Genomic DNA, 20,988 nt, shown 5'->3' with positions numbered 1-20,988 from the left:
CGCAAGCGTGCGTCGCGGGTGGCGGGCCGCGGTATGCGTCATGTGACTGCACCCGGTTCCGCCCGACCCGTGGGGTCCGGCTGCGGGACGGCAGGAATACGGCCACGGCACCGCCACGTTGCCGTGAGGGCTGTCTCAGTTCCTGGAGCATCCGTGAAGCATGGTGAACGCGCCCGAGCGGGCCGGGGCTCGCCCGGGGATCCCGGTCCGGCCGTGGTGGGCCGGGAGAGCGAGACCGCGGAGATCATGGGGCGCGTCGCCGCCGACCGGTCCCGCGGCGCGGTGCTGGTCGTCGAGGGCGGCCCCGGTGCCGGCAAGAGCGTGCTGCTCGACCTCGCCGTGCGGCGGACCCGCGGTGCCGGCCACCGGGTGCTGAGGGCGGTCGGCAGCGAGTCCGAGGCGCGTCTCGCGTTCGCCGGCCTGCACCAGTTGCTCCGCCCGGTCCTCGGCGACCTGGGCGGCCTGCCGGCACGGCAGCGTTCCGCGCTCCGGGCGGCCCTGGGCCTGACCGAACACGCCGAGGCCCCCGATGCTCCCGACGCCCTGCTCGTCGGCCTGGCGGTGCTGACGTTGGTGTCGGACCTGGCGGAGCCGGCAGCACCGCTGCTCGTGGTGGTGGACGACGCCCAGTGGATGGACCGCGCGTCGCTGGACGTTCTCTCCTTCCTGGCGCGGCGCCTGGACGGCGAGCCCGTGACGCTGCTGCTCGGCGTGCGGACCGCGGCCGTGCTGCCCGGATTCGACAAGGGGTACGCGCGTCTGGAGGTCGGCCCACTGAGCGGTGACGCGGCGAACCGCCTGCTCGACGAGCAGCCGGAGCCGCCCACCGGCCGCACCCGGGTCCGGATTCTGCGGGAGGCGGCGGGCAATCCCCTGGCCCTGGTCGAGCTGTCCCGCGCCGTCGCGGGCAGACGGCCGGAAGACCTCGCGGCCGGGGGCCCGCTGCCCGTCACCGACCGCATGGAAGCCCTCTTCGCGCTCCGCGTGAGTCACCTGCCGGAAGTCACCCGCCGCGCTCTGCTGCTGCTCGCCGCCGCCGACGCGGTGGACGCGCCGGCGGCCGCACGGGGCCCGGCCGAGACGGACGGCACGGCATGGGCACCCGCCGAACGGGCCGGTCTCGTACGGCAGGACAGCGCCGGGATCTCCTTCCGTCACCCCCTCGTCCGCTCGGCGGTCTACCACGCCGCGTCCTTCCGGGAACGCAGGCACGCGCACCTCGCCCTCGCCCGGCTGCTGGACGACGACCCCGACCGCCGTGCATGGCACCTCGCCGCCGCGACCGCGGGGCCCGACGAGCAGGTGTCGGCGGTGCTCCTGGAGACGGCGGGCCGGGCCCGGCGCCGGGGCGGCCACGCGGCTGCCGCCGCCGCTCTGGAACGCGCCGCGGAACTCAGCCCGCGCCGCGCGGACCGGGCGCGGCTGCTGGCCGACGCGGCGGACATGGCCGTCTTCACCGGTCAGCTCGGCTGGGTGGCCCACCTGGCCGACGAGGTGCGCAGGCGCAGTGACGACCCGGCGCTGATCAGCCGGGCCGCGCTGGCGGCGGGGCGGCTCATGACGATGGGCCCGCACCACACGGCCGCCTTCGCGCTGCTGGCCCGCATCGCCGACGAGGCGGCGGACGCCCGGTCGCCCCGGCTGCTGGACGCCCTCGCCGCGGCAGCGGTGGTCCGCTACTACTCGGGCGAGGAGTCCCAGCGGCAGCGGATCGAGAGCCTGCTCGCCAACCTGCCGGACACCGCCGCGGGGGGAGCGCTGGGCGCCTGGGTGCGGGCCGTCTCCGATCCCGCCGGCGCGGGAGCTTCCCTCGCCCCGGCGCTGCCGCGGCTGATCGACGAGGCCGGGCACGACGCCGGGACTCTGACCGCGCTCGCCGTCGTGGCCTGGCTCCTGGACCGGACCGCCCTCGCCGCCAGGACCTTCGACGAGGCGGCCGACCGTTGGCGGGCCCACGGCCCGCTGCCGGCCGGTCTGGGCTGCGCCGTCGGCTGGACCTATCTGGAGCAGGGCCGCTGGGCCGAGGCCCGCTCGGTGGCCGCCGAGATCGCGGAGGTGGCCTCGCAGTCCGGACTGGACCACGCCGAGGCGTGCGCGCGAGCGCTCGACGCGGCAGCGGTGGCGCTGCTCGGTGAGCCGGCCGACGCACGCGAGAACGCCGAGCGGGCCCTGGCCCTCGTCGATCCGCTGGAGAGCCGCTCCGTCGCGGTCGCCGCCCGCCGTGCCCTGGGCATGGCGGCGGTGGCCGAGGGCGACTACGACACCGCGTACGCCCACTTCCGCTCCGCCTTCACCGAGGACGGCGACCCGGTCCACTACCACGTCTCCTACACCGTCCTGGCCGAACTCGCCGCGGCGGCGGCCCGCCGGGGACAGTGCGCACCCGCCGCGGAACTGCTGGAACGGTCGGTGCGGCGCTTGGGCACCGGTATGTCGGCACGGCTCGCCCTCCTGGTCGAGCGCGGCCGAGCCCTGCTCGCCGACCCGGAGCACGCCGAACGGCACTTCCGGGCGGCGCTGGCGGACGAGACGGGCGAGCAGTGGCCCTTCGAGCAGGCACAGACCCGGCTGGACTACGGCGAGTGGCTGCGCAGGCAGCGCCGGATCGCGGAAGCCCGCCCGCTGCTGACCGGAGCACTCGACACGTTCCAGCGGCTCGGCGCACGACCGTGGATCGAGCGCACGAAGGCGGAACTGCGCGCGGCGGGCATCGAGGCGACCGGTGCCGCACCCGGTGCGCTCACCGAACTCAGCCCCCAGCAGCAGCAGATCGTCCAGCTCGCGGCCCGCGGCCTGACGAACCGCGAGATCGGGGAGAGACTGTTCCTCTCCCCGCGCACGGTCGGCTCCCACCTCTACCGGGTCTTCCCCAGGCTGGGCATCACCGCCCGCGCCCAACTGCGCGACGTGGTCGACGGCACGCGATCGCTTCTACCGGATCGGCACAGCGGGACCGGCGCACCGGCCGCACGGTGAAGCGCACTGCGGGGGGAGCGTGCCTGGACCCGGCGCCCCGGGGGACCGGGGCACATCCAACCTGGACGGGCGTCGGAGCAACGACCCGACCAGGCCAGTTCTGGTTGGCGTGCGCTGGTCCCGGCCGTCGCTCACGGGTGTCCCGCGGACTCCCTGCGGACCGCCCCCAGCCGCGCCTGCTCCTCCTCGACGATCTGGCGGGCCATCGCGGTGTCCGAGACGTCGACCGCGTCCGGTGTCGACTCGGCGACCGCGCTGCGGCGCGCGTACGCGTCGAACAGGCGGGTCCCTGGAGCTGTGCGACTGACGCCCCCCCCTTGTGGGCCATCCCGCCGAGGACGGGTCCGGAACGCCCCTCGGCAGACGACCGGCAACTCGATATGACCGGGACAGTGCACGACCCGGCACGGGCGCCCGGATCCCATCTCAGCACGGGAAGAAGCAAAGGGCCCGACCCCGAAGGGTCGGACCCTCTCTGACCTGCATGTTTGCCAGATCAGCGACGTGGTGAACGTCAGCCGCTACACGTTGAAGCGGAACTCCACCACGTCCCCGTCCTGCATCACGTAGTCCTTGCCCTCCATGCGTGCCTTGCCCTTGGCGCGCGCCTCCGCGACCGAGCCGGTCTCGACCAGGTCGTCGAAGGAGATGACCTCGGCCTTGATGAAGCCCTTCTGGAAGTCGGTGTGGATGACACCGGCGGCCTCGGGGGCGGTGGCGCCCTTCTTGATGGTCCAGGCGCGGGATTCCTTGGGGCCGGCCGTCAGGTAGGTCTGCAGGCCGAGGGTGCGGAAGCCGACGTGGGCGAGGGTGGCGAGGCCGGGCTCCTCCTGGCCGACGGACTGGAGGAGTTCGAGGGCCTCGTCCTCGTCCAGCTCGGCGAGGTCCGCCTCCAGCTTGGCGTTGAGGAAGATCGCCTCGGCGGGGGCGACCAGGGCGCGCTGCTCGGCCTTGAAGTCGTCGTCGGTCAGCTCGTCCTCGTCGACGTTGAAGACGTAGAGGAAGGGCTTCGTCGTGAGGAGGTGGAGGTCGTGGAGGAGTTCCGCGCGCTCGGTGCCCTGGAGGATGCCCTGGGAGAAGAGGGTGTCGCCCTTCTCCAGGATCTCCTTGGCCTCCTCGACCGCCTTGACCTTGGGAGCGACGTCCTTCTTGATGCGCGACTCCTTCTGGAGGCGCGGGAGGACCTTCTCGATGGTCTGGAGGTCGGCGAGGATCAGCTCGGTGTTGATCGTCTCGATGTCGTCCTTGGGCGAGACCTTGCCGTCGACGTGGACGACGTTCTCGTCCTTGAAGGCGCGGATGACCTGGCAGATCGCGTCGGACTCGCGGATGTTCGCGAGGAACTTGTTGCCCAGGCCCTCGCCCTCGCTCGCGCCGCGCACGATGCCCGCGATGTCGACGAAGTCGACCGTCGCCGGGAGGATCTTCTCGGAGGAGAAGATCTCGGCCAGCTTGGTCAGGCGGGGGTCGGGGACGCCCACCACGCCGACGTTGGGCTCGATCGTGGCGAACGGGTAGTTGGCCGCGAGCACGTCGTTCTTGGTCAGGGCGTTGAACAGGGTCGACTTGCCGACATTCGGCAGACCGACGATTCCGATCGTGAGCGACACGTTGCGACTTCCCGTACGTGAGATGCGGAGGGATGGGCGGGATGGGGCAGGCCAGACGTGGGCCGATCCACCAGTCTACGGGGTGTGCCGCAGCGGACCCGCTCGGAGTCGAACGCTTGGCCAACGGGCGCCCGACGGCGTGTCTGTCGGCCTATTCGGCACATAAACCGACCTAAGTTGGTCCAGTGGAGCAATACAGGACGCGACCTGCGCAGTACGGACCGCGACGAAACGGGGCGCCGCTGCCCGCCCAGGGCCGGGGCGGTGCCGCCGCCGCACGGCCGCCGGCGGGGCGGGTCGGCCGGCCGGTGCGACAGCGACCGGCCCCGGTACGGCCTGCTCCCGGCCCGCCGGGTTCGCCGGTGGCCCGGGCGGTGCGCGCCCTGCGCGCGATGCCCAACCCCCGGTTGACGGGGCTGGGCAGCGGGCTGTTCTGCGCGGCCGTGATGACCCTGCTGGGCTTCCTCGACGAGCTGCTGTTCGGCGCGTCCCTGACCGTGTACGGGGTGCTGTTCGTGCCGGTGAGCCTGCTCACCGCGCTCTGGGTGCGCCGGGGCGACCTGCTCACCGCGCCCGTGGTGGTGCCGATCGCCTTCGCCGTGGGCCTGGTGCCCGTGGCCGAGAGCGGGGACGGTGTCGGCGGACGGCTGATGGGGCTGGTGACCGCGCTGGCCACCGAGGCGGGGTGGCTGTACGGCGGGACGCTGGTCGCCGGGTCGACCGTGATCGTCCGCCGGATCCGGCTGGTGCGGCGGCGGGCCGCGGCGCGGAACCGGAGCTCGACGTGACCGGCCTCGACGTGACCGGCCTCGGCGTGACCGACGTCGACGTGACCCGTCCCGCTCAGCCGACCACCCCCGCTCAGCCAACCACCCCCGCTCGGCCGATCTCCGCGCGGCCGACTCCCACTCAGCCGGCCGCGTGCATCGCCGCCCCTACGATGCCCGCGTTGTTCTGGAGCTGAGCGGGGACGATCTCCGCCTGGATGCCCTTGATGTGCGGCAGGAACTTGTGGGACTTCCGGCTGACCCCGCCGCCGATGACGAACAGCTCGGGCGAGAACAGCATCTCGACGTGGGCGAGGTACTTCTGCACCCGGTGGGCCCAGTGCTCCCACGACATGTCGTGGTCGTCCTTGACCTTGCTGGAGGCGCGCTTCTCCGCGTCGTGGCCGTCCAGCTCGAGGTGGCCCAGCTCCGTGTTGGGGATCAGGATCCCGTCGGTGAAGACGGCGCTGCCGATGCCGGTGCCGAAGGTGAGCAGGATGACCGTGCCCTTGCGGCCGCGGCCGGCCCCGAAGTGCATCTCGGCGACGCCCGCCGCGTCCGCATCGTTGACGACCGTCACGTCCAGTCCGCCCAGCCGCTCGCCGAACAGGGCGCGCGCGTCGGTATCGACCCAGCTCTTGTCGACGTTGGCCGCAGTGCGCACCGTCGCGCCGCCCGTCACCACGCCCGGGAAGGTGAGCCCGACCGGGCCGGTCCAGCCGAAGTGCTCGACGACCTCCTTGACCCCGTCGGCCACGCCGTCCGGGGTCGCCGGGTGCGGGGTCAGCACCTTGCAGCGCTCCTGGGCCAGGTCGCCCCTGTCGAGGTCCACAGGGGCGCCCTTGATCCCGGATCCGCCGATGTCCACGCCGAAGATCTGCATGGCCCTACGTTACGACGGACGACTGACAGTCACGCTCCCGCGGTACCCGCGGCGCCCGAGCCGCCCCGCTCCGCCACCAGCGACGCCGCCTCCTCGCGCAGGTCGCGGCGCAGCTCCTTGGGCAGCGAGAAGGTGATCGACTCCTCGGCGGCCTTGACGATCTCCACGTCCTCGAAGCCGCGCTGCGAGAGCCACTCCAGGACCTGCTCGACCAGGACGTCCGGCACGGAGGCGCCGGAGGTGACGCCGACCGTGGTGACGCCGTCCAGCCAGGACGCGTCGATCTCGTCGGCGAAGTCCACCAGGTACGCCGCGCGGGAGCCGGCCTGCAGGGCGACCTCGACGAGGCGCTTGGAGTTGGAGGAGTTCCTGGAGCCGACGACGATCACCAGCTCGGCCTCGGCGCCCATCTGCTTGACCGCGAGCTGACGGTTCTGCGTGGCGTAGCAGATGTCGTCGCTCGGCGGGGAGATGAGCTGCGGGAACTTGTCCTTGAGGGCGTCGACGGTCTCCATGGTCTCGTCGACGGAGAGGGTGGTCTGGGAGAGCCAGACCACCTTCGACGGATCGCGGACCTCGACCTTCGCCGCGTCCTCGGGTCCGTCGACGAGCTGGATGTGGTCGGGGGCCTCGCCGGAGGTGCCGATGACCTCCTCGTGGCCCTCGTGGCCGATGAGCAGGATGTCGTAGTCGTCGTTCGCGAAGCGGACGGCTTCCTTGTGGACCTTGGTGACGAGCGGGCAGGTGGCGTCGATGGTGGCCAGCTTGCCGCGCTCGGCCTCCTCGTGGACGACGGGGGCCACGCCGTGCGCGGAGAACATCACGATGTTCCCCTCGGGGACCTCCTCCGTCTGCTCGACGAAGATCGCGCCCTTCTTCTCCAGCGTCTGGACGACGTACTTGTTGTGGACGATCTCGTGCCGGACGTACACCGGAGCCCCGTACTGCTCCAGGGCTTTCTCGACGGCGATCACGGCGCGGTCCACACCCGCGCAGTAGCCACGGGGGGCGGCGAGCAGGACACGGCGGCCAGGCGAAGCAGTCATGGCACCCATCGTAAGGCCGCGTTCGGCGGGTCAAAGATCGCGGCGGTGCGGCGTTGCCGGGGAGACTGGCGGGAACGTCTGGAGACGGAGTCCGAGGCGCCCGCGGAGGAACGATGTCGCAGAACGGACAGACTGGACACAACGGTACGACGCCCGCCCCGGGGGCCGGTGCGGAACAGCAGCTGAGGCGCAGTCTGGGCTTCAGGGACCTGGTGGTCTACGGCCTGCTGTTCATCGCCCCCATGGCGCCGGTCGGCGTGTTCGGCACGCTGGACGCCAAGTCGCACGGCGCGGTGGCCCTGGTCTACCTCGTCGCCACGGTCGCGATGGCGTTCACCGCATTCAGCTACGCGCAGATGGTGCGGGTGGTCCCCCAGGCGGGGTCGGTGTTCGCCTACGCGCGCGCGGGGCTCGGAAACGGGGCCGGCTTCATCGCCGGGTGGATGGCGATGCTGGACTACGTCCTGATCCCGGCGGTGGCGTACCTGTTCTCCGGCATCGCCATGGAGGCACTCGTCCCCGAGGTGTCGCGGTGGGTGTGGACGGCGATCGCGGTGGTCGTCACCACGCTGCTCAACCTGTGGGGGGTGCGGACGGCGGCCCGGGTGGGCTTCCTGGTGCTCGCCATGGAGATCGTCGTACTCGTCGTCTTCGTGATCACGGCGATCGTGGTGCTGGCGCAGGACGGGGCCGAGCGCGACTGGCTCTCGCCGCTGTCCGGGGACGGCACGCAGGGGGCGTTCGCGCTGTCGGCGGTGGTCGGCGCGGTGTCGGTGGCGGTGCTGTCGTACCTCGGCTTCGACGCGATCGCCACCTTCGCGGAGGAGGTCACCGGCGGTTCGGCGAAGGTCGCGCGGGCGCTGCTGTTCTGTCTGGCGCTGGCCGGTGTGCTGTTCGTGGCGCAGACGTACCTGGTGGCGCTGCTCGAACCGGTGTCGTCGGCGCAGCTGGCGGCGGAGCCGGAGCGGCAGGGGTCGGCGTTCTACGACGCCGTGGACGCGTCGGTGGGCACGTGGCTGCACGACCTGGTGGCGGTGAGCAAGGCGATCGGCGCGGCGTTCGCGGCGCTGGCCGGGCAGGCGGCGGCCGGGCGGCTGCTGTTCGCGATGGGCCGTGACCGGCGGCTGCCGGGTGCGCTGTCGCGGACGGACTCCGGGGTGCCGCGCGTGGCGCTGCTGGTGTCGGCCGTGATCACGATGGCGGCGGCGGTGTGGGCGGCGCGCCGGGACGACGGTCTCGACCACCTGGTCTCGGTGGTCGACGTCGGCGCGCTGACCGCGTTCACGCTGCTGCACGCGAGCGTGGTGGGCTGGTTCGTGGTCCGGCGCGGCGGGGGCGGCGCGGTGCGCTGGGTGCGGCACCTGCTGGTGCCGGTGCTGGGCGCGGCGATCACCGTCGCGGTGATCGTGGAGGCGTCGGGCACCGCGCAGGTGGTCGGAGCGATCTGGCTGGCGGTGGGCCTGGCGGTGCTGGCGGCGCAGTGGAGGGGGCGCAGGGACGCGGAGCGGGCGGGGGTGTGAGCCGGGGACGCGGGCGCGGCCGGGGCGTTTCGATGGACCGGGGGCTCGGAGGGCCGGATTGTCGGACCCGGCCGTTACGCTCGGGCGCATGGCTGCCAACTCGACTCCCGAAAGCCCGCTGCCCGTGGGCGAGGTGTCCCGGCTGATCGGGGGCTGGATCGACCGGCTCGGCGCAGTGTGGGTCGAGGGACAGATCACCCAGTTGTCGCGGCGGCCGGGCGCCGGTGTGGTGTTCCTGACGCTGCGCGACCCGTCGTACGACATCTCGGTGAGCGTGACCTGCTACCGGCAGGTGTTCGACGCCGTGGCGGACGTGGTCGGCGAGGGTGCGCGGGTGGTCGTGCACGCCAAGCCGGAGTGGTACGCGCCGCGCGGGCAGCTGTCGCTGCGGGCCGCCGAGATCAAGCCGGTGGGCGTCGGGGAGCTGCTGGCCCGGCTGGAGCAGCTGAAGAAGGCGCTCGCGCGCGAGGGGCTGTTCGCGGCGGAGCGGAAGAAGCCGCTGCCGTTCCTGCCGCAGCTGATCGGCCTGGTCTGCGGGCGGGCGTCGGCGGCCGAGCGCGACGTCCTGGAGAACGCCCGGCACCGCTGGCCCGCCGTCCGCTTCGAGGTGCGCAACGTCCCGGTGCAGGGCGTGCACGCCGTGCCGCAGGTGGTGCAGGCCGTGAAGGAGCTGGACGCGCTCGACGACGTCGATGTGATCGTCGTGGCGCGCGGTGGCGGCAGCGTGGAGGACCTGCTGCCGTTCTCCGACGAGCAGCTGGTGCGGGCGGTCGCCCAGTGCCGTACGCCGGTCGTCTCGGCGATCGGGCACGAGCCGGACAGCCCGCTCCTGGACCTGGTCGCCGACCTGCGCGCCTCGACCCCGACCGACGCCGCCAAGAAGGTGGTGCCGGACGTCGGCGAGGAGTACGAGCGGGTACGGCTGCTGCGCGACCGCGCCCGGCGGTGCGTGGCGGCGTTCGTCGACCGCGAGGAGCGGGGGCTGGCCCACGCACTGGCCCGGCCGTCGATACAGGATCCGCACCGGATGATCGAGGAGCGGGCCGAGCAGGTGACGGCGCTCCTCGACCGGGGCCGCCGCTCACTGCGGCACCACCTCGACCGGGCCGACTCCGAGCTGACGCACACGCACGCGCGCGTGGTGGCCCTCTCCCCCGCCGCGACCCTCAAGCGCGGGTACGCCGTGCTCCAGCGGGCCGACGGCCACGCGGTCCGCGACCCCGGCGAGGTGGAGCCGGGCGAGACGCTGCGCGCTCGGGTGTCCGAGGGCGATTTCTCCGTACGAGTCGACGCATAGGGTGGGTGGATGACCAGCGAGGTGGAGCAGCCGACGGCGATGTCCGAGGCGCTCGGGTACGAGCAGGCGCGGGACGAGCTGATCGAGGTCGTCCGGCGGCTGGAGGCCGGCGGTACGACGCTGGAGGAGTCCCTCGCCCTGTGGGAGCGGGGCGAGGAGCTGGCGAAGGTCTGCCGCCGCCGGCTGGACGGCGCCCGCGCCCGCCTGGACGCGGCGCTGGCCGAGGAGGCGGGCACGGAGGACGAGGACGAGGACGCGGCCTCCTAGCCCTCGCCCAGCCCCCGTCCGGCCGTCGTCCAGCCCTCCGCGCGACCCGGTCGACCCCCGTGCGACCCGGTCGACCCCCCGTCGGCCCCGGCCCTCCCTCAGCCCTCCTTCGCCGTGTCCTCGGCCAGGGTGTGGGCGACGAGCGCGTTGGCGTGCCCGTGGCCGAGGCCGTGCTCGGTCTTGAGCCAGGTGACCAGTTCCATGTGCTTGCTGAGCGGCGAGGACCGGATGAGGTCCTTCCACTCCGCGATCGGGCGGCCGTACTTCTTCTCGATGGACGGGAAGTAGGAGGCGGGGCCCTTCACGGCGGCGGTCATGTCGATGCGCTCCCATTGGACGAGGTACGAGGCTCGAGGCCCCCGGTACGGGTGACGATGTCTCCAGTAGGACCGCGGCGGACGCGGGAAGTGATCGTCGCCCGCCTGTGATTCACGTCACTCGACCTCCAGCGAGGTGAAGCGGGGCCACCGCTGCTCCGCCCCGTCGTTGCGCACGCCGAGCGAGAAGCCGCCGGCCCCCTCCGCCGCCCGCCACCGGGTGCGCGCTGCCCGCCCGTTCGTGCCGCCGTACACGCCAGGGCCCCTTCACTCAGGCGGCCGTGTGAAGCGGATCACCGCACTCCCAGTTTGATTGAAGGTTGAACTTCTTTGCCGTAGTGTCGTCGCAGTCAACGGCTCCGGCCCCCACGTCACGCGGAGCCGACGCACCCCGCAAGGAAGATCACGTATGTCTCTCGTTCTTGACCCCGCCGCCCAGGACCTGCTGTTCCGCGAGGCCCGCACCGCGAACACCTTCACCGACGAGCCGGTGACCGACGAGCAGGTGCAGGCGATCTACGACCTGGTCAAGTACGGCCCGACCGCGTTCAACCAGTCGCCGCTGCGCATCACGCTGGTCCGTTCCCCCGAGGCCCGCGAGCGTCTCGTCCGGCACATGGGCGAGGGCAACCGGCCCAAGACGGCCACCGCGCCGCTGGTCGCGATCCTGGCGGCGGACAACGAGTTCCACGAGGAGCTGCCGCAGCTCTTCCCGCACGCCCCCCAGGTCAAGGACGCCTTCTTCAGCGAGCGTCCGGTGCGCGAGGGTGCCGCCTCGCTGAACGCCGCCCTGCAGGCCGCGTACTTCATCGTCGGCGTCCGTGCGGCGGGTCTGGCCGCCGGGCCGATGACCGGCCTGGACTTCGAGGGCGTGCGCAAGGAGTTCCTGGACGACGACCACACCCCGCTGATGGTCGTCAACATCGGCCGCCCGGGCCCGGACGCCTGGTTCCCGCGCTCCCCGCGCCTGGCCTACGACGAGGTCGTCACCACCGTCTGAGACCGACGCACACGACGAAGCCCCCGGTGGCGCACCGGGGGCTTCGTCGTGTGCGCGAGGGTGCTCCTTCAAGGAGCCCGTGCGGGTACGGCGGCGGGTCAGGCCAGCTTCAGGGCGGCCGCCATCTTGCCCAGCTGCTCGAACGAACCCGTGCCGGCCACGACCGTCGTCGCGCCCTTCACGCCGTCGGTGTCCCGCAGCACCAGGGCCTCGTACCGCCCGCCCGTGTAGCGGGTCCACGTCCGGCCGCCGATCTCCTCGGTGGTCTCGGTCTTCCGCGCGCCCTGGCTGGCTTCCTCGATGAACTCGGCCGGCTTCCCCGTCGACTGCTCGACCGCCACGTACTCCCCGTCGGGGGCGTGGTAGCCCAGGTGCCAGGCGTTGTCCTCGGCGCCGCGGTAGCGGACGGAGGTCGGCTTCCACTCCTGGGCCAGCCCCTCGGGCGCCGCCACCGGATACGGCGCGGCGCGGCGCGCGGTGGTCAGCTCGACCGTGTAGTCGACCCTCTTGAGGTCGGGCCCGTCGTCGTCGCCGTGCGGGATGAAGAGCCACATGACCAGTCCCGCGAGAACGATGACCCCCAGGGAGAGGACCATGTCCCGGGCCGTCTTCTGCTTGCCGTTCGTACCTGCCACGCGTCCTATCGTCGCAGGTACCCCATGTGCTCATACGTGGGGTCCCCTGCTCATTTTGTCGGACTGACGATAGAGTCGTGGCCATACCCTCATCCGGCCGTCGTCGTATCAGAAAGGTGCGTTCCGATGACCGAGCATCATCTGCCCTCCGAGCTGGACGTCCCCTCGGAGGCTCCCGACCGCAACCTCGCCATGGAGCTGGTGCGGGTCACCGAGGCCGCGGCGATGGCCGCCGGCCGCTGGGTCGGGCGCGGTGACAAGAACGGCGCCGACGGTGCCGCGGTGCGCGCCATGCGCACCCTCGTCCACACCGTCTCGATGAACGGCGTCGTCGTCATCGGCGAGGGCGAGAAGGACGAGGCGCCGATGCTCTTCAACGGTGAGCGGGTCGGTGACGGGACCGGGGCGGAGGTCGACATCGCCGTCGACCCCATCGACGGCACCACGCTGACCGCCAACGGCATGACCAACGCGATCGCCGTCCTCGCCGCCGCCGAGCGCGGCTCCATGTTCGACCCGTCCGCGGTCTTCTACATGGACAAGCTGGTCACGGGCCCCGAGGCCGCCGACTTCGTCGACATCAACGCGCCCGTCGCCGTGAACATCCGCCGGATCGCCAAGGCCAAGCGCCGCATGCCCGAGGACGTCACCGTCGTCATCCTCGACCGGCCCCGGCACCAGGGGCTGATCAAGGAGGTCCGGGAGACCGGCGCCCGCATCAAGCTGATCTCCGACGGCGACGTGGCCGGCTCCATCCTGGCCCTGCGCGAGGGCACCGGCATCGACCTGCTGCTCGGCATCGGCGGCACGCCGGAGGGCATCATCTCGGCCTGCGCCGTGAAGTGCCTGGGCGGCGCCATCCAGGGCAAGCTGTGGCCCAAGGACGACGAGGAGCGGCAGCGGGCCGTGGACGCCGGGCACGACCTGGACCGGGTGCTCACCACGGACGACCTGGTCTCCGGGGACAACGTCTTCTTCGTCGCCACCGGCATCACCGACGGGGAGCTGCTGCGGGGGGTGCGGTACCGGTCGGAGACGGCCACGACCGACTCGATCGTGATGCGGTCGAAGTCGGGGACGGTGCGGCGGATCGACTCCGAGCATCGGCTGAGCAAGCTGCGGGCGTACAGCGCGATCGATTTCGACCGGGCGAAGTGACTCCGTCGGTTGTGCGGGGCGCCCATTGAGTCGGGGGTGCCTGTTGCGTGGCGTCTGCGGCGCCGTCGTGGCTGGTCGCGCCCGCGCGGCGGAGCCGCAGATCGGACACAGCCCCGCACCCCTTGGCCGGCTGCAGTTCCCGGCGTTGAAAGGGCACCCTCTGTGCGGAGAGGGTGCCCTTTTCGGGTGGTGGGGTTTCAGCCGGCCGCGGCTATGCGGCCCGTGGTGCGGGCGGCGTTCTTGAGTTCCACGTCGCGGCGGCGGCGCCGGGCCAGGACCACGCGGCGTTCGGCGGCGGTGAGGCCGCCCCAGACGCCGTACGGCTCGGGCTGAAGCAGGGCGTGCTCGCGGCACTCGACCATGACCGGGCAGCGCGCGCAGACGCGCTTGGCGGCCTCTTCGCGGGAGAGCCTGGCGGCGGTCGGTTCCTTGGAGGGGGCGAAGAACAGTCCGGCCTCGTCGCGCCGGCACACCGCCTCGGTGTGCCAGGGAGCGTCTTGGTCCCTGTCCCGCACGGGCACCCGCTGGGCCGGAACGGCAGCTACCTGCAGGGACGAATGCGGCGGTTGCAGCACGGGTCTACTCCTGACGACGGCTTCGCTAGCGAGAGACGATGCGTCAAGGCTTACCCGTTGTACGCGTGCCTATGCACTGGGTTCCCAACCGCTGCCGGGCCGCGCTACAGGTGCTTGCGCACACCTTTCTCGACCCGCCGGTGCACCCGGTCCAGGATGTCCGCGACGACCTTGCCGCGCTTGGGACGCGCCTCGACGCTGCCGAGGACGGCCCAGCCGTCCACGTAGACGACGGGGGCGTCGGCCTCGGCGGAGTCGTGGGTGTGGACCTCGAAGCTGCCGAGCACGCCGCCGCCCGCGCCGCGCACCGACACGTTCTCCGGGACGCGCACCTCCACGCTGCCGAAGACGGAGAACGCCTTGACGACGACCTGCTGGTACTCGAAGACCGCCTCGCTGAGGTCTATCTCGACGCTGCCGAAGACCGCGTAGGCGTGGATGCGGCGGTTGGCCCGCCAGCGGCCCTTGCGGACCGCGCTGCTGAAGACCGCCACCACGTTCTCGTCGGGCTCCGCCGGGATGGCGCCGGCGGTGGGACGGTGGGGGGCCGGGGCGGCGTCGTCCCGGCCGCGGTGGGCGGCGGGCAGGTCACGCACGAAGACGTCCAGCTCGCCGACGGTCTTGGCGGCCAGCACGCCCTCGACGCGCTCGGCGTGCTCGTCGGCGGTGAGCCGCCCCTCGGCGAGGGCTTCGCGCAGCATGTCGGCCACGCGATCACGGTCGGCGTCCGAGGCGCGCAGCTCGGAGGTACGCGGTGCGGCGGGGGCGTGCTTGTGAAGGTCCACGGCCGTAGCGTACCGAAACGCGATAGATCGCGACCAGCCCTGTGGACAACCTTGTCGCACCCTGCCGTCGCCCCGAGGGCGGCCAACTGAGCCTTACCTCACAGGCTCGGCGCGGTGGGCAGGTTCTACGCTGGATGGCGCTGCCGATGGAGGCCAGCCGTCGTTGCTGCGAGAAGCGCCGGGGGATCCGCCGGGATCCCGCCGTGGGATCCGCCGGGATCCGGCGAAATCCAGCCGCGCGTGATGTCGAGTGAGGAATGGGCGAGATGCCTGAGTTCGCGTACACCGATCTGCTCCCCCAGGGCGAGGACACCACTCCGTACCGGCTGGTGACCGCCGAGGGCGTCTCCACCTTCGAGGCCGACGGGCGGACGTTCCTCAAGGTGGAGCCGGAGGCGCTGCGCAAGCTGGCGGAGGAGGCCATCCACGACATCCAGCACTACCTGCGCCCCGCCCACCTGGCGCAGCTGCGCCGCATCATCGACGACCCGGAGGCGTCCGGCAACGACAAGTTCGTCGCCCTGGACCTGCTGAAGAACGCGAACATCGCGGCGGCGGGCGTGCTGCCCATGTGCCAGGACACCGGCACGGCGATCGTCATGGGCAAGCGCGGCCAGAACGTGCTCACCGCGGGCGGCGACGAGGAGGCCCTGAGCCGGGGCATCTACGACGCCTACAAGAACCTGAACCTGCGCTACTCCCAGATGGCGCCGCTCACCATGTGGGAGGAGAAGAACACCGGCTCCAACCTCCCGGCCCAGATCGAGCTGTACGCGACCGACGGCGGCGCCTACAAGTTCCTGTTCATGGCGAAGGGCGGCGGCTCGGCCAACAAGTCCTTCCTCTACCAGGAGACGAAGGCCGTCCTGAACGAGTCCTCCATGATGAAGTTCCTGGAGGAGAAGATCCGCTCGCTCGGTACGGCCGCCTGCCCGCCGTACCACCTGGCGATCGTGGTCGGCGGCACGTCCGCCGAGTACGCGCTGAAGACCGCGAAGTACGCCTCCGCGCACTACCTGGACGAGATCCCGGCCGAGGGTTCGGAGCTCGGGCACGGCTTCCGGGACCAGGAGCTGGAGGAGAAGGTCTTCGAGCTGACCCAGAAGATCGGCATCGGCGCGCAGTTCGGCGGCAAGTACTTCTGCCACGACGTACGCGTGGTGCGCCTCCCCCGGCACGGGGCGTCCTGCCCGGTCGCCATCGCCGTGTCCTGCTCGGCGGACCGGCAGGCGGTCGCCAAGATCACCGCCGAGGGCGTCTTCCTGGAGCAGCTGGAGACCGACCCGGCCCGGTTCCTGCCGGAGACGACGGACGAGCACCTCGACGCGGACGGCGCCCGCGGCGAAGCCGCTGATCGGCCAAGTGTCAAGGTCGACCTCAACCAGCCCATGGACGACATCCTGGCCGAGCTGACGAGGCACCCGGTCAAGACCCGGCTGTCGCTGACCGGTCCGCTGGTCGTGGCCCGCGACATCGCGCACGCCAAGATCAAGGAGCGGCTGGACGCGGGCGAGGAGATGCCGCAGTACCTGAAGGACCACCCGGTGTACTACGCGGGTCCGGCCAAGACGCCCGAGGGGTACGCCTCCGGCTCCTTCGGTCCGACCACCGCCGGGCGCATGGACTCCTACGTGGAGCAGTTCCAGGCGGCGGGCGGCTCCAAGGTGATGCTGGCCAAGGGCAACCGGAGCAAGCAGGTCACCGACGCGTGCGACACGCACGGCGGCTTCTACCTGGGCTCGATCGGCGGTCCCGCGGCGCGGCTCGCGCAGGACTGCATCAAGAAGGTGGAGGTCGTCGAGTACGAGGAGCTCGGCATGGAGGCGGTCTGGAAGATCGAGGTCGAGGACTTCCCCGCGTTCATCGTGGTGGACGACAAGGGCAACGACTTCTTCCAGGACCCGGCGCCCGCGCCGACGTTCACGACGATCCCGGTGCGGGGGCCGGGACTGGCGTAACCCTCGCCGCTCCACGGCTCAGCGGCAGGCCGGTCCGGACCCGTCCGGGCCGGCCTTTCGTCTCTCCTCTCGTGTCCGGATAGCGAACACACGGTTCTTCTTTCGGACAACCTGCCCTCCCGGGCGTCCGCTCCATTGACTGCCCCGGCTTCCCCTGTGAGTCTTTCGCCGCTCCGACATGTACACGCCATGCGTACATGTTCTGCGTGGCCACCCCTCAGCCACTTCTGGAGGACCAAAGGTGAAACGAAGATTCGCCGTGGCGAGCCTGTCCCTCGCCGTCGCGCTCGGCCTCGGCACACTCCCCGCCGTCGCCGCCGACTCCGCGCCCACCGCCCAGTCGCCCGACGTCGACGTGACGAAGGTGAAGGCGCATCTGACCGAGCTGAACTCCATAGCCGGACGCAACGGCGGCAACCGCCGCTCGACCGGCCAGGGATACCGCGACTCCGTCGCCTACGTGAAGGGCAAGCTTCAGGCGGCCGGTTACACCGTCACCGAGCAGCCGTGCACGTCCGGTTGCAGCAGCGGCGCCGGTCCCAACCTGATCGCCGAGTGGCCGCACGGCGACGCCAACGATGTGTACATGTTCGGCGCCCACCTCGACAGCGTGTCGGCGGGCCCCGGCATGAACGACAACGGCTCGGGCTCGGCCGCCCTCCTGGAGAACGCCCTGACCCTGGCGCAGCAGAACCCGACGATGAAGGGCCGGGTCCGCTTCGCCTGGTGGACCGACGAGGAACAGGGGCTCAACGGCTCCGACTTCTACGTCCGCTCGCTCTCCTCGGCGCAGCGGTCCGCGATCACGGCGTACTACAACTTCGACATGATCGCCTCCACCAACGGCGGCTACTTCATCAACCACGTCACCTCGGCCGCCGCGGCGCCCATGAAGGCGTACTGGGACTCGCTGGGCCTGCAACCCGAGGAGAACACCGAGGGCGCCGGGCGCAGCGACGACTACTCCTTCGAGCAGTACGGCATCCCGACCTCGGGCTACGCGATGGGCGCCGGTGCCCGCAAGACCTCCTCACAGGCCGCCAAGTGGGGCGGCACCGCCGGGGCCTCGTACGACCCGTGCTACCACCGGTCGTGCGACAACCTCGACAACATCAACACCACCGGCCTGGACCGGGCGTCGGACGGCATCGCGTACACCATCTGGCAGCGCGCCGTGGGCACCGGCGACGACGGCGGCGACGGGTGCGACACCGACCCCGTCGTCAACGGCGGCTTCGAGAGCGGCAGCACGCCGTGGACCGGGGACACCGGCACCATCGGCGCCCACTCGGGCCAGTCGGCGCACAGCGGGACCCGCTTCGCGTGGCTCGCCGGATACGGTTCCACGCACACCGAGTCGGTCGGCCAGACGGTGACCGTGCCGGCCGGGTGCACCAGCCTCACGTACTGGCTGCACATCGACACCGACGAGTCGGGGTCGACGGCGTACGACACCTTCACGGTGAAGGCCGACGGCACCACGCTCGCCACCCTGTCCAACGTGGACGCCCGGAGCGGCTATGTGCAGCGCACGGTCGACCTCGGCGCCTACGCCGGCCGGCAGGTGACCCTGAGCTTCACCGGCAGCGAGGACCGCAGTCTTCAGACCAGCTTCGTCCTGGACGACGTGAGCCTGCGGGAAGGCTGACCCGCCGGACGGCAGGGCCGAACCGGACGGCCGGCCCACCCGCGGGCCGGCCGTTCCCGGGCCGCCGCCGAGTCACCACCCGTCCGCCGCCGAGCCACGCCGTGACCCCGCACCCGTTCGGCCCGGTCCAGGAACATCCGCCCCGCCCCGCACGCTGTACCCGGTATGAGCGACTACCGCATCGAGCACGACTCCATGGGCGAGGTCCGCGTCCCCGCCCACGCCAAGTGGCGGGCGCAGACCCAGCGTGCCGTCGAGAACTTCCCCGTCTCCGGGCAGCGCATCGAGCGCGCGCACATCGAGGCGCTCGCGCGGATCAAGGGCGCGGCTGCCAAGGTCAACGCCGACCTGGGCGTGCTCGACCGGGACGTCGCCGACGCGATCCGGGAGGCGGCCGCCGAGGTCGCCGAGGGGAAGTGGGACGAGCACTTCCCCGTGGACGTGTTCCAGACCGGCTCCGGGACCTCGTCCAACATGAACACCAACGAGGTCCTCGCGACCCTGGCCGGTGAACGGCTCGGCCGCGACGTGCATCCCAACGACCACGTCAACGCCTCCCAGTCGTCCAACGACGTCTTCCCGTCCTCCATCCACATCGCCGCCACCGCCGCCGTCACCCGTGACCTGATCCCGGCCCTCGACCACCTCGCCGGCGCCCTGGAGCGCAAGGCGGAGGAGTTCGCCGACGTGGTGAAGTCGGGGCGCACGCACCTCATGGACGCCACGCCGGTCACGCTGGGCCAGGAGTTCGGCGGGTACGCGGCCCAGGTGCGGTACGGCATCGAGCGGCTGGAGGCGTCGCTCCCCCGCCTGGCCGAACTGCCGCTGGGCGGCACCGCCGTGGGCACCGGCATCAACACCCCGCCCGGCTTCTCCGCCGCCGTCATCGAGGAGGTGGCCCGCGCGACCGGGCTGCCGCTGACCGAGGCGCGCGACCACTTCGAGGCGCAGGGCGCCCGGGACGGCATCGTCGAGACGAGCGGACAGCTGCGGACCATCGGCGTCGGGCTCACGAAGATCGCCAACGACCTGCGGTGGATGGCGTCCGGTCCGCGCACCGGGCTCGCGGAGATCGCGCTGCCCGACCTCCAGCCGGGGTCGTCGATCATGCCGGGGAAGGTCAACCCGGTGATCCCCGAGGCCGTGCTCATGGTCGCCGCCCAGGTCACCGGCAACGACGCGACGGTCGCCGCCGCCGGGGCGGCCGGCAACTTCGAGCTGAACGTCATGCTGCCGGTGATCGCCAAGAACGTACTGGAGTCGGTGCGCCTGCTGGCCAACGTCTCCCGGCTGCTCGCCGACCGGACGGTGGACGGGATCGTCGCGCACCGGGAGCGGGCCCGCGAGTACGCCGAGTCGTCCCCCTCCGTCGTCACGCCGCTCAACAAGTACATCGGGTACGAGGAGGCCGCCAAGGTCGCCAAGAAGGCGCTGGCGGAGCGGAAGACGATCCGTCAGGTGGTGCTGGAGAGCGGGTACGTCGAACGCGGCGACCTGACCGGCGAGCAGCTGGACGAGGCGCTGGACGTGCTGCGGATGACCCGTCCGTGACGGGCCCCATGGGGAGCCCCGGGGGACGAGCGCCCGGCGTACACCGGCGCACGCTCTCGCGATCACCGGCGCGCCGGATGGCCATGGCACCTAATATCTCCGCATGACAGACGCTGAAGCGGTGAGCGCGGCGACGGGACCGGCAGCGGACGGTCCGGCGGGCCCCGGGGGCCACTGGGCGCCCGGCCGTCACATCCTGTGGCGGTACCGGGAGAACGGCGGCCCGCACGTGCACATCGCGCGCCCCGTCACCGTCGTACGGGACGACGCCGACCTGCTCGCCGTGTGGCTGGCGCCCGGCACCGAATGCGTGAAGCCGGTCCTCGCGGACGGTACGCCCGTGCACCTGGAACCGCTGGCCTCGCGCTACACCAAGCCGCGCACCGTGCAGCGCGACCGGTGGTTCGGCACGGGGGTGCTGAAGCTGGCGCGGCCCGGCGAGGCCTGGTCGGTGTGGCTGTTCTGGGACCCGGGCTGGCGGTTCAAGAACTGGTACGTGAACCTGGAGCAGCCGCTGGCCCGCTGGGAGGGCGGCGTCGACTCCGAGGACCACTTCCTGGACATCTCCGTGCACCCGGACCGCACCTGGCACTGGCGGGACGAGGACGAGTTCGCGCAGGCCCAGCGGGACCGGCTGATGGACCCGGCGCTGGCCGGGCGGGTGCGCCGGGCGGGCCGGGCCGCGGTCGCGGAGATCCGGGCCTGGGGGTCCCCGTTCGCCGACGGCTGGGAGGACTGGCGGCCCGATCCGGCGTGGCCGGTACCTGCCCTGCCGGGGGACTGGGATCGCACGCCCGCGCACGTGTCCTCATGAGACCCTTGATGTGCCCCCCGGCAACAAACGTAGGATCGTCCTCCGCAATGAGCGCGGCAGCGGCAACCGGCGCAGTGGGCACTGCGCCTGACCGATCGTCACCGAGGGGCGGCAGGACGTGATCGAGAGGTACGAGGGCAACACCCGGGTGGGCCGCAGACGGTCCGACGGTGACACAGGA

19 protein-coding genes are annotated in these 20,988 nt (G+C 71.9%); 11 read left to right on the top strand and 8 right to left on the bottom strand.

What is annotated here, in order from left to right:
* Positions 1-153 precede the first annotated feature (153 nt).
* Complete coding sequence (locus Sco07f_RS17415) at positions 154-2,976, top strand: ATP-binding protein (protein ID WP_108988326.1); 2,823 nt, start codon at positions 154-156, stop codon at positions 2,974-2,976.
* A gap of 521 nt (positions 2,977-3,497) precedes the next feature.
* Here the strand turns inward: Sco07f_RS17415 and ychF are convergent.
* A complete protein-coding gene (gene ychF / locus Sco07f_RS17405) occupies positions 3,498-4,586 on the bottom strand; it encodes a redox-regulated ATPase YchF (protein ID WP_108988324.1) in 1,089 nt (362 codons plus the stop codon).
* 185 nt (positions 4,587-4,771) lie between these two features.
* Between ychF and Sco07f_RS17400 the strand changes: the two genes are divergently transcribed.
* Positions 4,772-5,374, top strand: coding sequence for a DUF6542 domain-containing protein (locus tag Sco07f_RS17400; RefSeq protein ID WP_108988323.1), 603 nt, complete (start codon positions 4,772-4,774; stop codon positions 5,372-5,374).
* A 121-nt stretch (positions 5,375-5,495) separates the two neighbouring features.
* On the opposite strand, the gene ppgK is transcribed toward Sco07f_RS17400, so the two are convergent.
* Together ppgK and Sco07f_RS17390 are read right to left on the bottom strand one after the other, a co-directional pair.
* Positions 5,496-6,236, bottom strand: coding sequence for a polyphosphate--glucose phosphotransferase (gene ppgK, locus Sco07f_RS17395; RefSeq protein ID WP_007387613.1), 741 nt, complete (start codon positions 6,234-6,236; stop codon positions 5,496-5,498).
* A 29-nt stretch (positions 6,237-6,265) separates the two neighbouring features.
* Entirely contained in the window at positions 6,266-7,291 is a 1,026-nt protein-coding gene (locus tag Sco07f_RS17390) for a 4-hydroxy-3-methylbut-2-enyl diphosphate reductase (protein ID WP_054099147.1), read from the bottom strand.
* 104 nt (positions 7,292-7,395) lie between these two features.
* Between Sco07f_RS17390 and Sco07f_RS17385 the strand changes: the two genes are divergently transcribed.
* The 3 genes from Sco07f_RS17385 (at position 7,396) to Sco07f_RS17375 (ending at position 10,366) form a co-directional block, all read left to right on the top strand.
* Positions 7,396-8,802, top strand: coding sequence for an APC family permease (locus Sco07f_RS17385; protein ID WP_007387599.1), 1,407 nt, complete (start codon positions 7,396-7,398; stop codon positions 8,800-8,802).
* 88 nt (positions 8,803-8,890) lie between these two features.
* Entirely contained in the window at positions 8,891-10,099 is a 1,209-nt protein-coding gene (gene xseA, locus Sco07f_RS17380) for an exodeoxyribonuclease VII large subunit (protein ID WP_007387598.1), read from the top strand.
* Positions 10,100-10,108: 9 nt separating this feature from the next.
* Complete coding sequence (locus tag Sco07f_RS17375) at positions 10,109-10,366, top strand: exodeoxyribonuclease VII small subunit (RefSeq protein WP_007387597.1); 258 nt, start codon at positions 10,109-10,111, stop codon at positions 10,364-10,366.
* 98 nt (positions 10,367-10,464) lie between these two features.
* On the opposite strand, the gene Sco07f_RS17370 is transcribed toward Sco07f_RS17375, so the two are convergent.
* Both Sco07f_RS17370 and Sco07f_RS39760 read right to left on the bottom strand, forming a co-directional pair.
* A complete protein-coding gene (locus tag Sco07f_RS17370) occupies positions 10,465-10,683 on the bottom strand; it encodes a DUF4287 domain-containing protein (RefSeq protein ID WP_007387611.1) in 219 nt (72 codons plus the stop codon).
* Positions 10,684-10,800: 117 nt separating this feature from the next.
* Complete coding sequence (locus Sco07f_RS39760) at positions 10,801-10,938, bottom strand: hypothetical protein (protein WP_007387610.1); 138 nt, start codon at positions 10,936-10,938, stop codon at positions 10,801-10,803.
* 154 nt (positions 10,939-11,092) lie between these two features.
* Between Sco07f_RS39760 and Sco07f_RS17365 the strand changes: the two genes are divergently transcribed.
* A complete protein-coding gene (locus tag Sco07f_RS17365; RefSeq protein ID WP_007387596.1) occupies positions 11,093-11,683 on the top strand; it encodes a malonic semialdehyde reductase in 591 nt (196 codons plus the stop codon).
* A gap of 98 nt (positions 11,684-11,781) precedes the next feature.
* Here the strand turns inward: Sco07f_RS17365 and Sco07f_RS17360 are convergent, their stop codons facing one another.
* Positions 11,782-12,318, bottom strand: coding sequence for a DUF4245 domain-containing protein (locus Sco07f_RS17360; protein WP_007387609.1), 537 nt, complete (start codon positions 12,316-12,318; stop codon positions 11,782-11,784).
* Positions 12,319-12,444: 126 nt separating this feature from the next.
* Here Sco07f_RS17360 and glpX point away from each other — a divergent pair, with 126 nt between their 5' ends.
* Entirely contained in the window at positions 12,445-13,476 is a 1,032-nt protein-coding gene (gene glpX, locus Sco07f_RS17355; RefSeq protein WP_108988322.1) for a class II fructose-bisphosphatase, read from the top strand.
* Positions 13,477-13,673: 197 nt separating this feature from the next.
* On the opposite strand, the gene Sco07f_RS17350 is transcribed toward glpX, so the two are convergent.
* Both Sco07f_RS17350 and Sco07f_RS17345 read right to left on the bottom strand, forming a co-directional pair.
* Entirely contained in the window at positions 13,674-14,051 is a 378-nt protein-coding gene (locus Sco07f_RS17350; protein WP_003973931.1) for a WhiB family transcriptional regulator, read from the bottom strand.
* A gap of 104 nt (positions 14,052-14,155) precedes the next feature.
* Positions 14,156-14,836 carry a DUF1707 SHOCT-like domain-containing protein gene (locus Sco07f_RS17345; protein ID WP_007387608.1) on the bottom strand — a complete coding sequence of 227 codons (681 nt, stop codon included), beginning with the start codon at positions 14,834-14,836 and terminating at the stop codon, positions 14,156-14,158.
* A 266-nt stretch (positions 14,837-15,102) separates the two neighbouring features.
* Between Sco07f_RS17345 and Sco07f_RS17340 the strand changes: the two genes are divergently transcribed.
* From Sco07f_RS17340 to fomD, 4 genes are all read left to right on the top strand, one after another.
* Positions 15,103-16,794, top strand: coding sequence for a fumarate hydratase (locus Sco07f_RS17340; protein WP_007387594.1), 1,692 nt, complete (start codon positions 15,103-15,105; stop codon positions 16,792-16,794).
* Positions 16,795-17,035: 241 nt separating this feature from the next.
* On the top strand, positions 17,036-18,442 hold the full coding sequence (locus tag Sco07f_RS17335; protein ID WP_218030740.1) for a M28 family peptidase: 1,407 nt from the start codon (positions 17,036-17,038) through the stop codon (positions 18,440-18,442).
* A 165-nt stretch (positions 18,443-18,607) separates the two neighbouring features.
* Positions 18,608-19,993, top strand: coding sequence for a class II fumarate hydratase (locus tag Sco07f_RS17330; protein WP_007442415.1), 1,386 nt, complete (start codon positions 18,608-18,610; stop codon positions 19,991-19,993).
* 103 nt (positions 19,994-20,096) lie between these two features.
* Complete coding sequence (gene fomD / locus Sco07f_RS17325) at positions 20,097-20,807, top strand: cytidylyl-2-hydroxypropylphosphonate hydrolase (protein ID WP_108988320.1); 711 nt, start codon at positions 20,097-20,099, stop codon at positions 20,805-20,807.
* Positions 20,808-20,988: the final 181 nt, after the last annotated feature.

It is taken from the genome of Streptomyces coelicoflavus (assembly GCF_003112555.1).
Taxonomy (GTDB): domain Bacteria; phylum Actinomycetota; class Actinomycetes; order Streptomycetales; family Streptomycetaceae; genus Streptomyces; species Streptomyces coelicoflavus.
The sequence above is the reverse complement of the archived record's forward strand: the minus strand, read 5'-3'. Positions and strand labels throughout refer to the sequence as shown.

What these genes read in the sequence shown, in the direction of transcription:
- Sco07f_RS17375 (WP_007387597.1), top strand. Translation starts at nt 10,109, where the DNA reads ATGACCAGCGAGGTGGAGCAGCCGACGGCGATGTCCGAGGCGCTCGGG.
- Sco07f_RS17340 (WP_007387594.1), top strand. Translation starts at nt 15,103, where the DNA reads ATGCCTGAGTTCGCGTACACCGATCTGCTCCCCCAGGGCGAGGACACC.
- glpX (WP_108988322.1), top strand. Translation starts at nt 12,445, where the DNA reads ATGACCGAGCATCATCTGCCCTCCGAGCTGGACGTCCCCTCGGAGGCT.
- Sco07f_RS17385 (WP_007387599.1), top strand. Translation starts at nt 7,396, where the DNA reads ATGTCGCAGAACGGACAGACTGGACACAACGGTACGACGCCCGCCCCG.
- Sco07f_RS17370 (WP_007387611.1), bottom strand. Translation starts at nt 10,683, where the DNA reads ATGACCGCCGCCGTGAAGGGCCCCGCCTCCTACTTCCCGTCCATCGAG.
- Sco07f_RS17330 (WP_007442415.1), top strand. Translation starts at nt 18,608, where the DNA reads ATGAGCGACTACCGCATCGAGCACGACTCCATGGGCGAGGTCCGCGTC.
- Sco07f_RS17390 (WP_054099147.1), bottom strand. Translation starts at nt 7,291, where the DNA reads ATGGGTGCCATGACTGCTTCGCCTGGCCGCCGTGTCCTGCTCGCCGCC.
- xseA (WP_007387598.1), top strand. Translation starts at nt 8,891, where the DNA reads ATGGCTGCCAACTCGACTCCCGAAAGCCCGCTGCCCGTGGGCGAGGTG.
- Sco07f_RS17365 (WP_007387596.1), top strand. Translation starts at nt 11,093, where the DNA reads ATGTCTCTCGTTCTTGACCCCGCCGCCCAGGACCTGCTGTTCCGCGAG.
- ppgK (WP_007387613.1), bottom strand. Translation starts at nt 6,236, where the DNA reads ATGCAGATCTTCGGCGTGGACATCGGCGGATCCGGGATCAAGGGCGCC.
- fomD (WP_108988320.1), top strand. Translation starts at nt 20,097, where the DNA reads ATGACAGACGCTGAAGCGGTGAGCGCGGCGACGGGACCGGCAGCGGAC.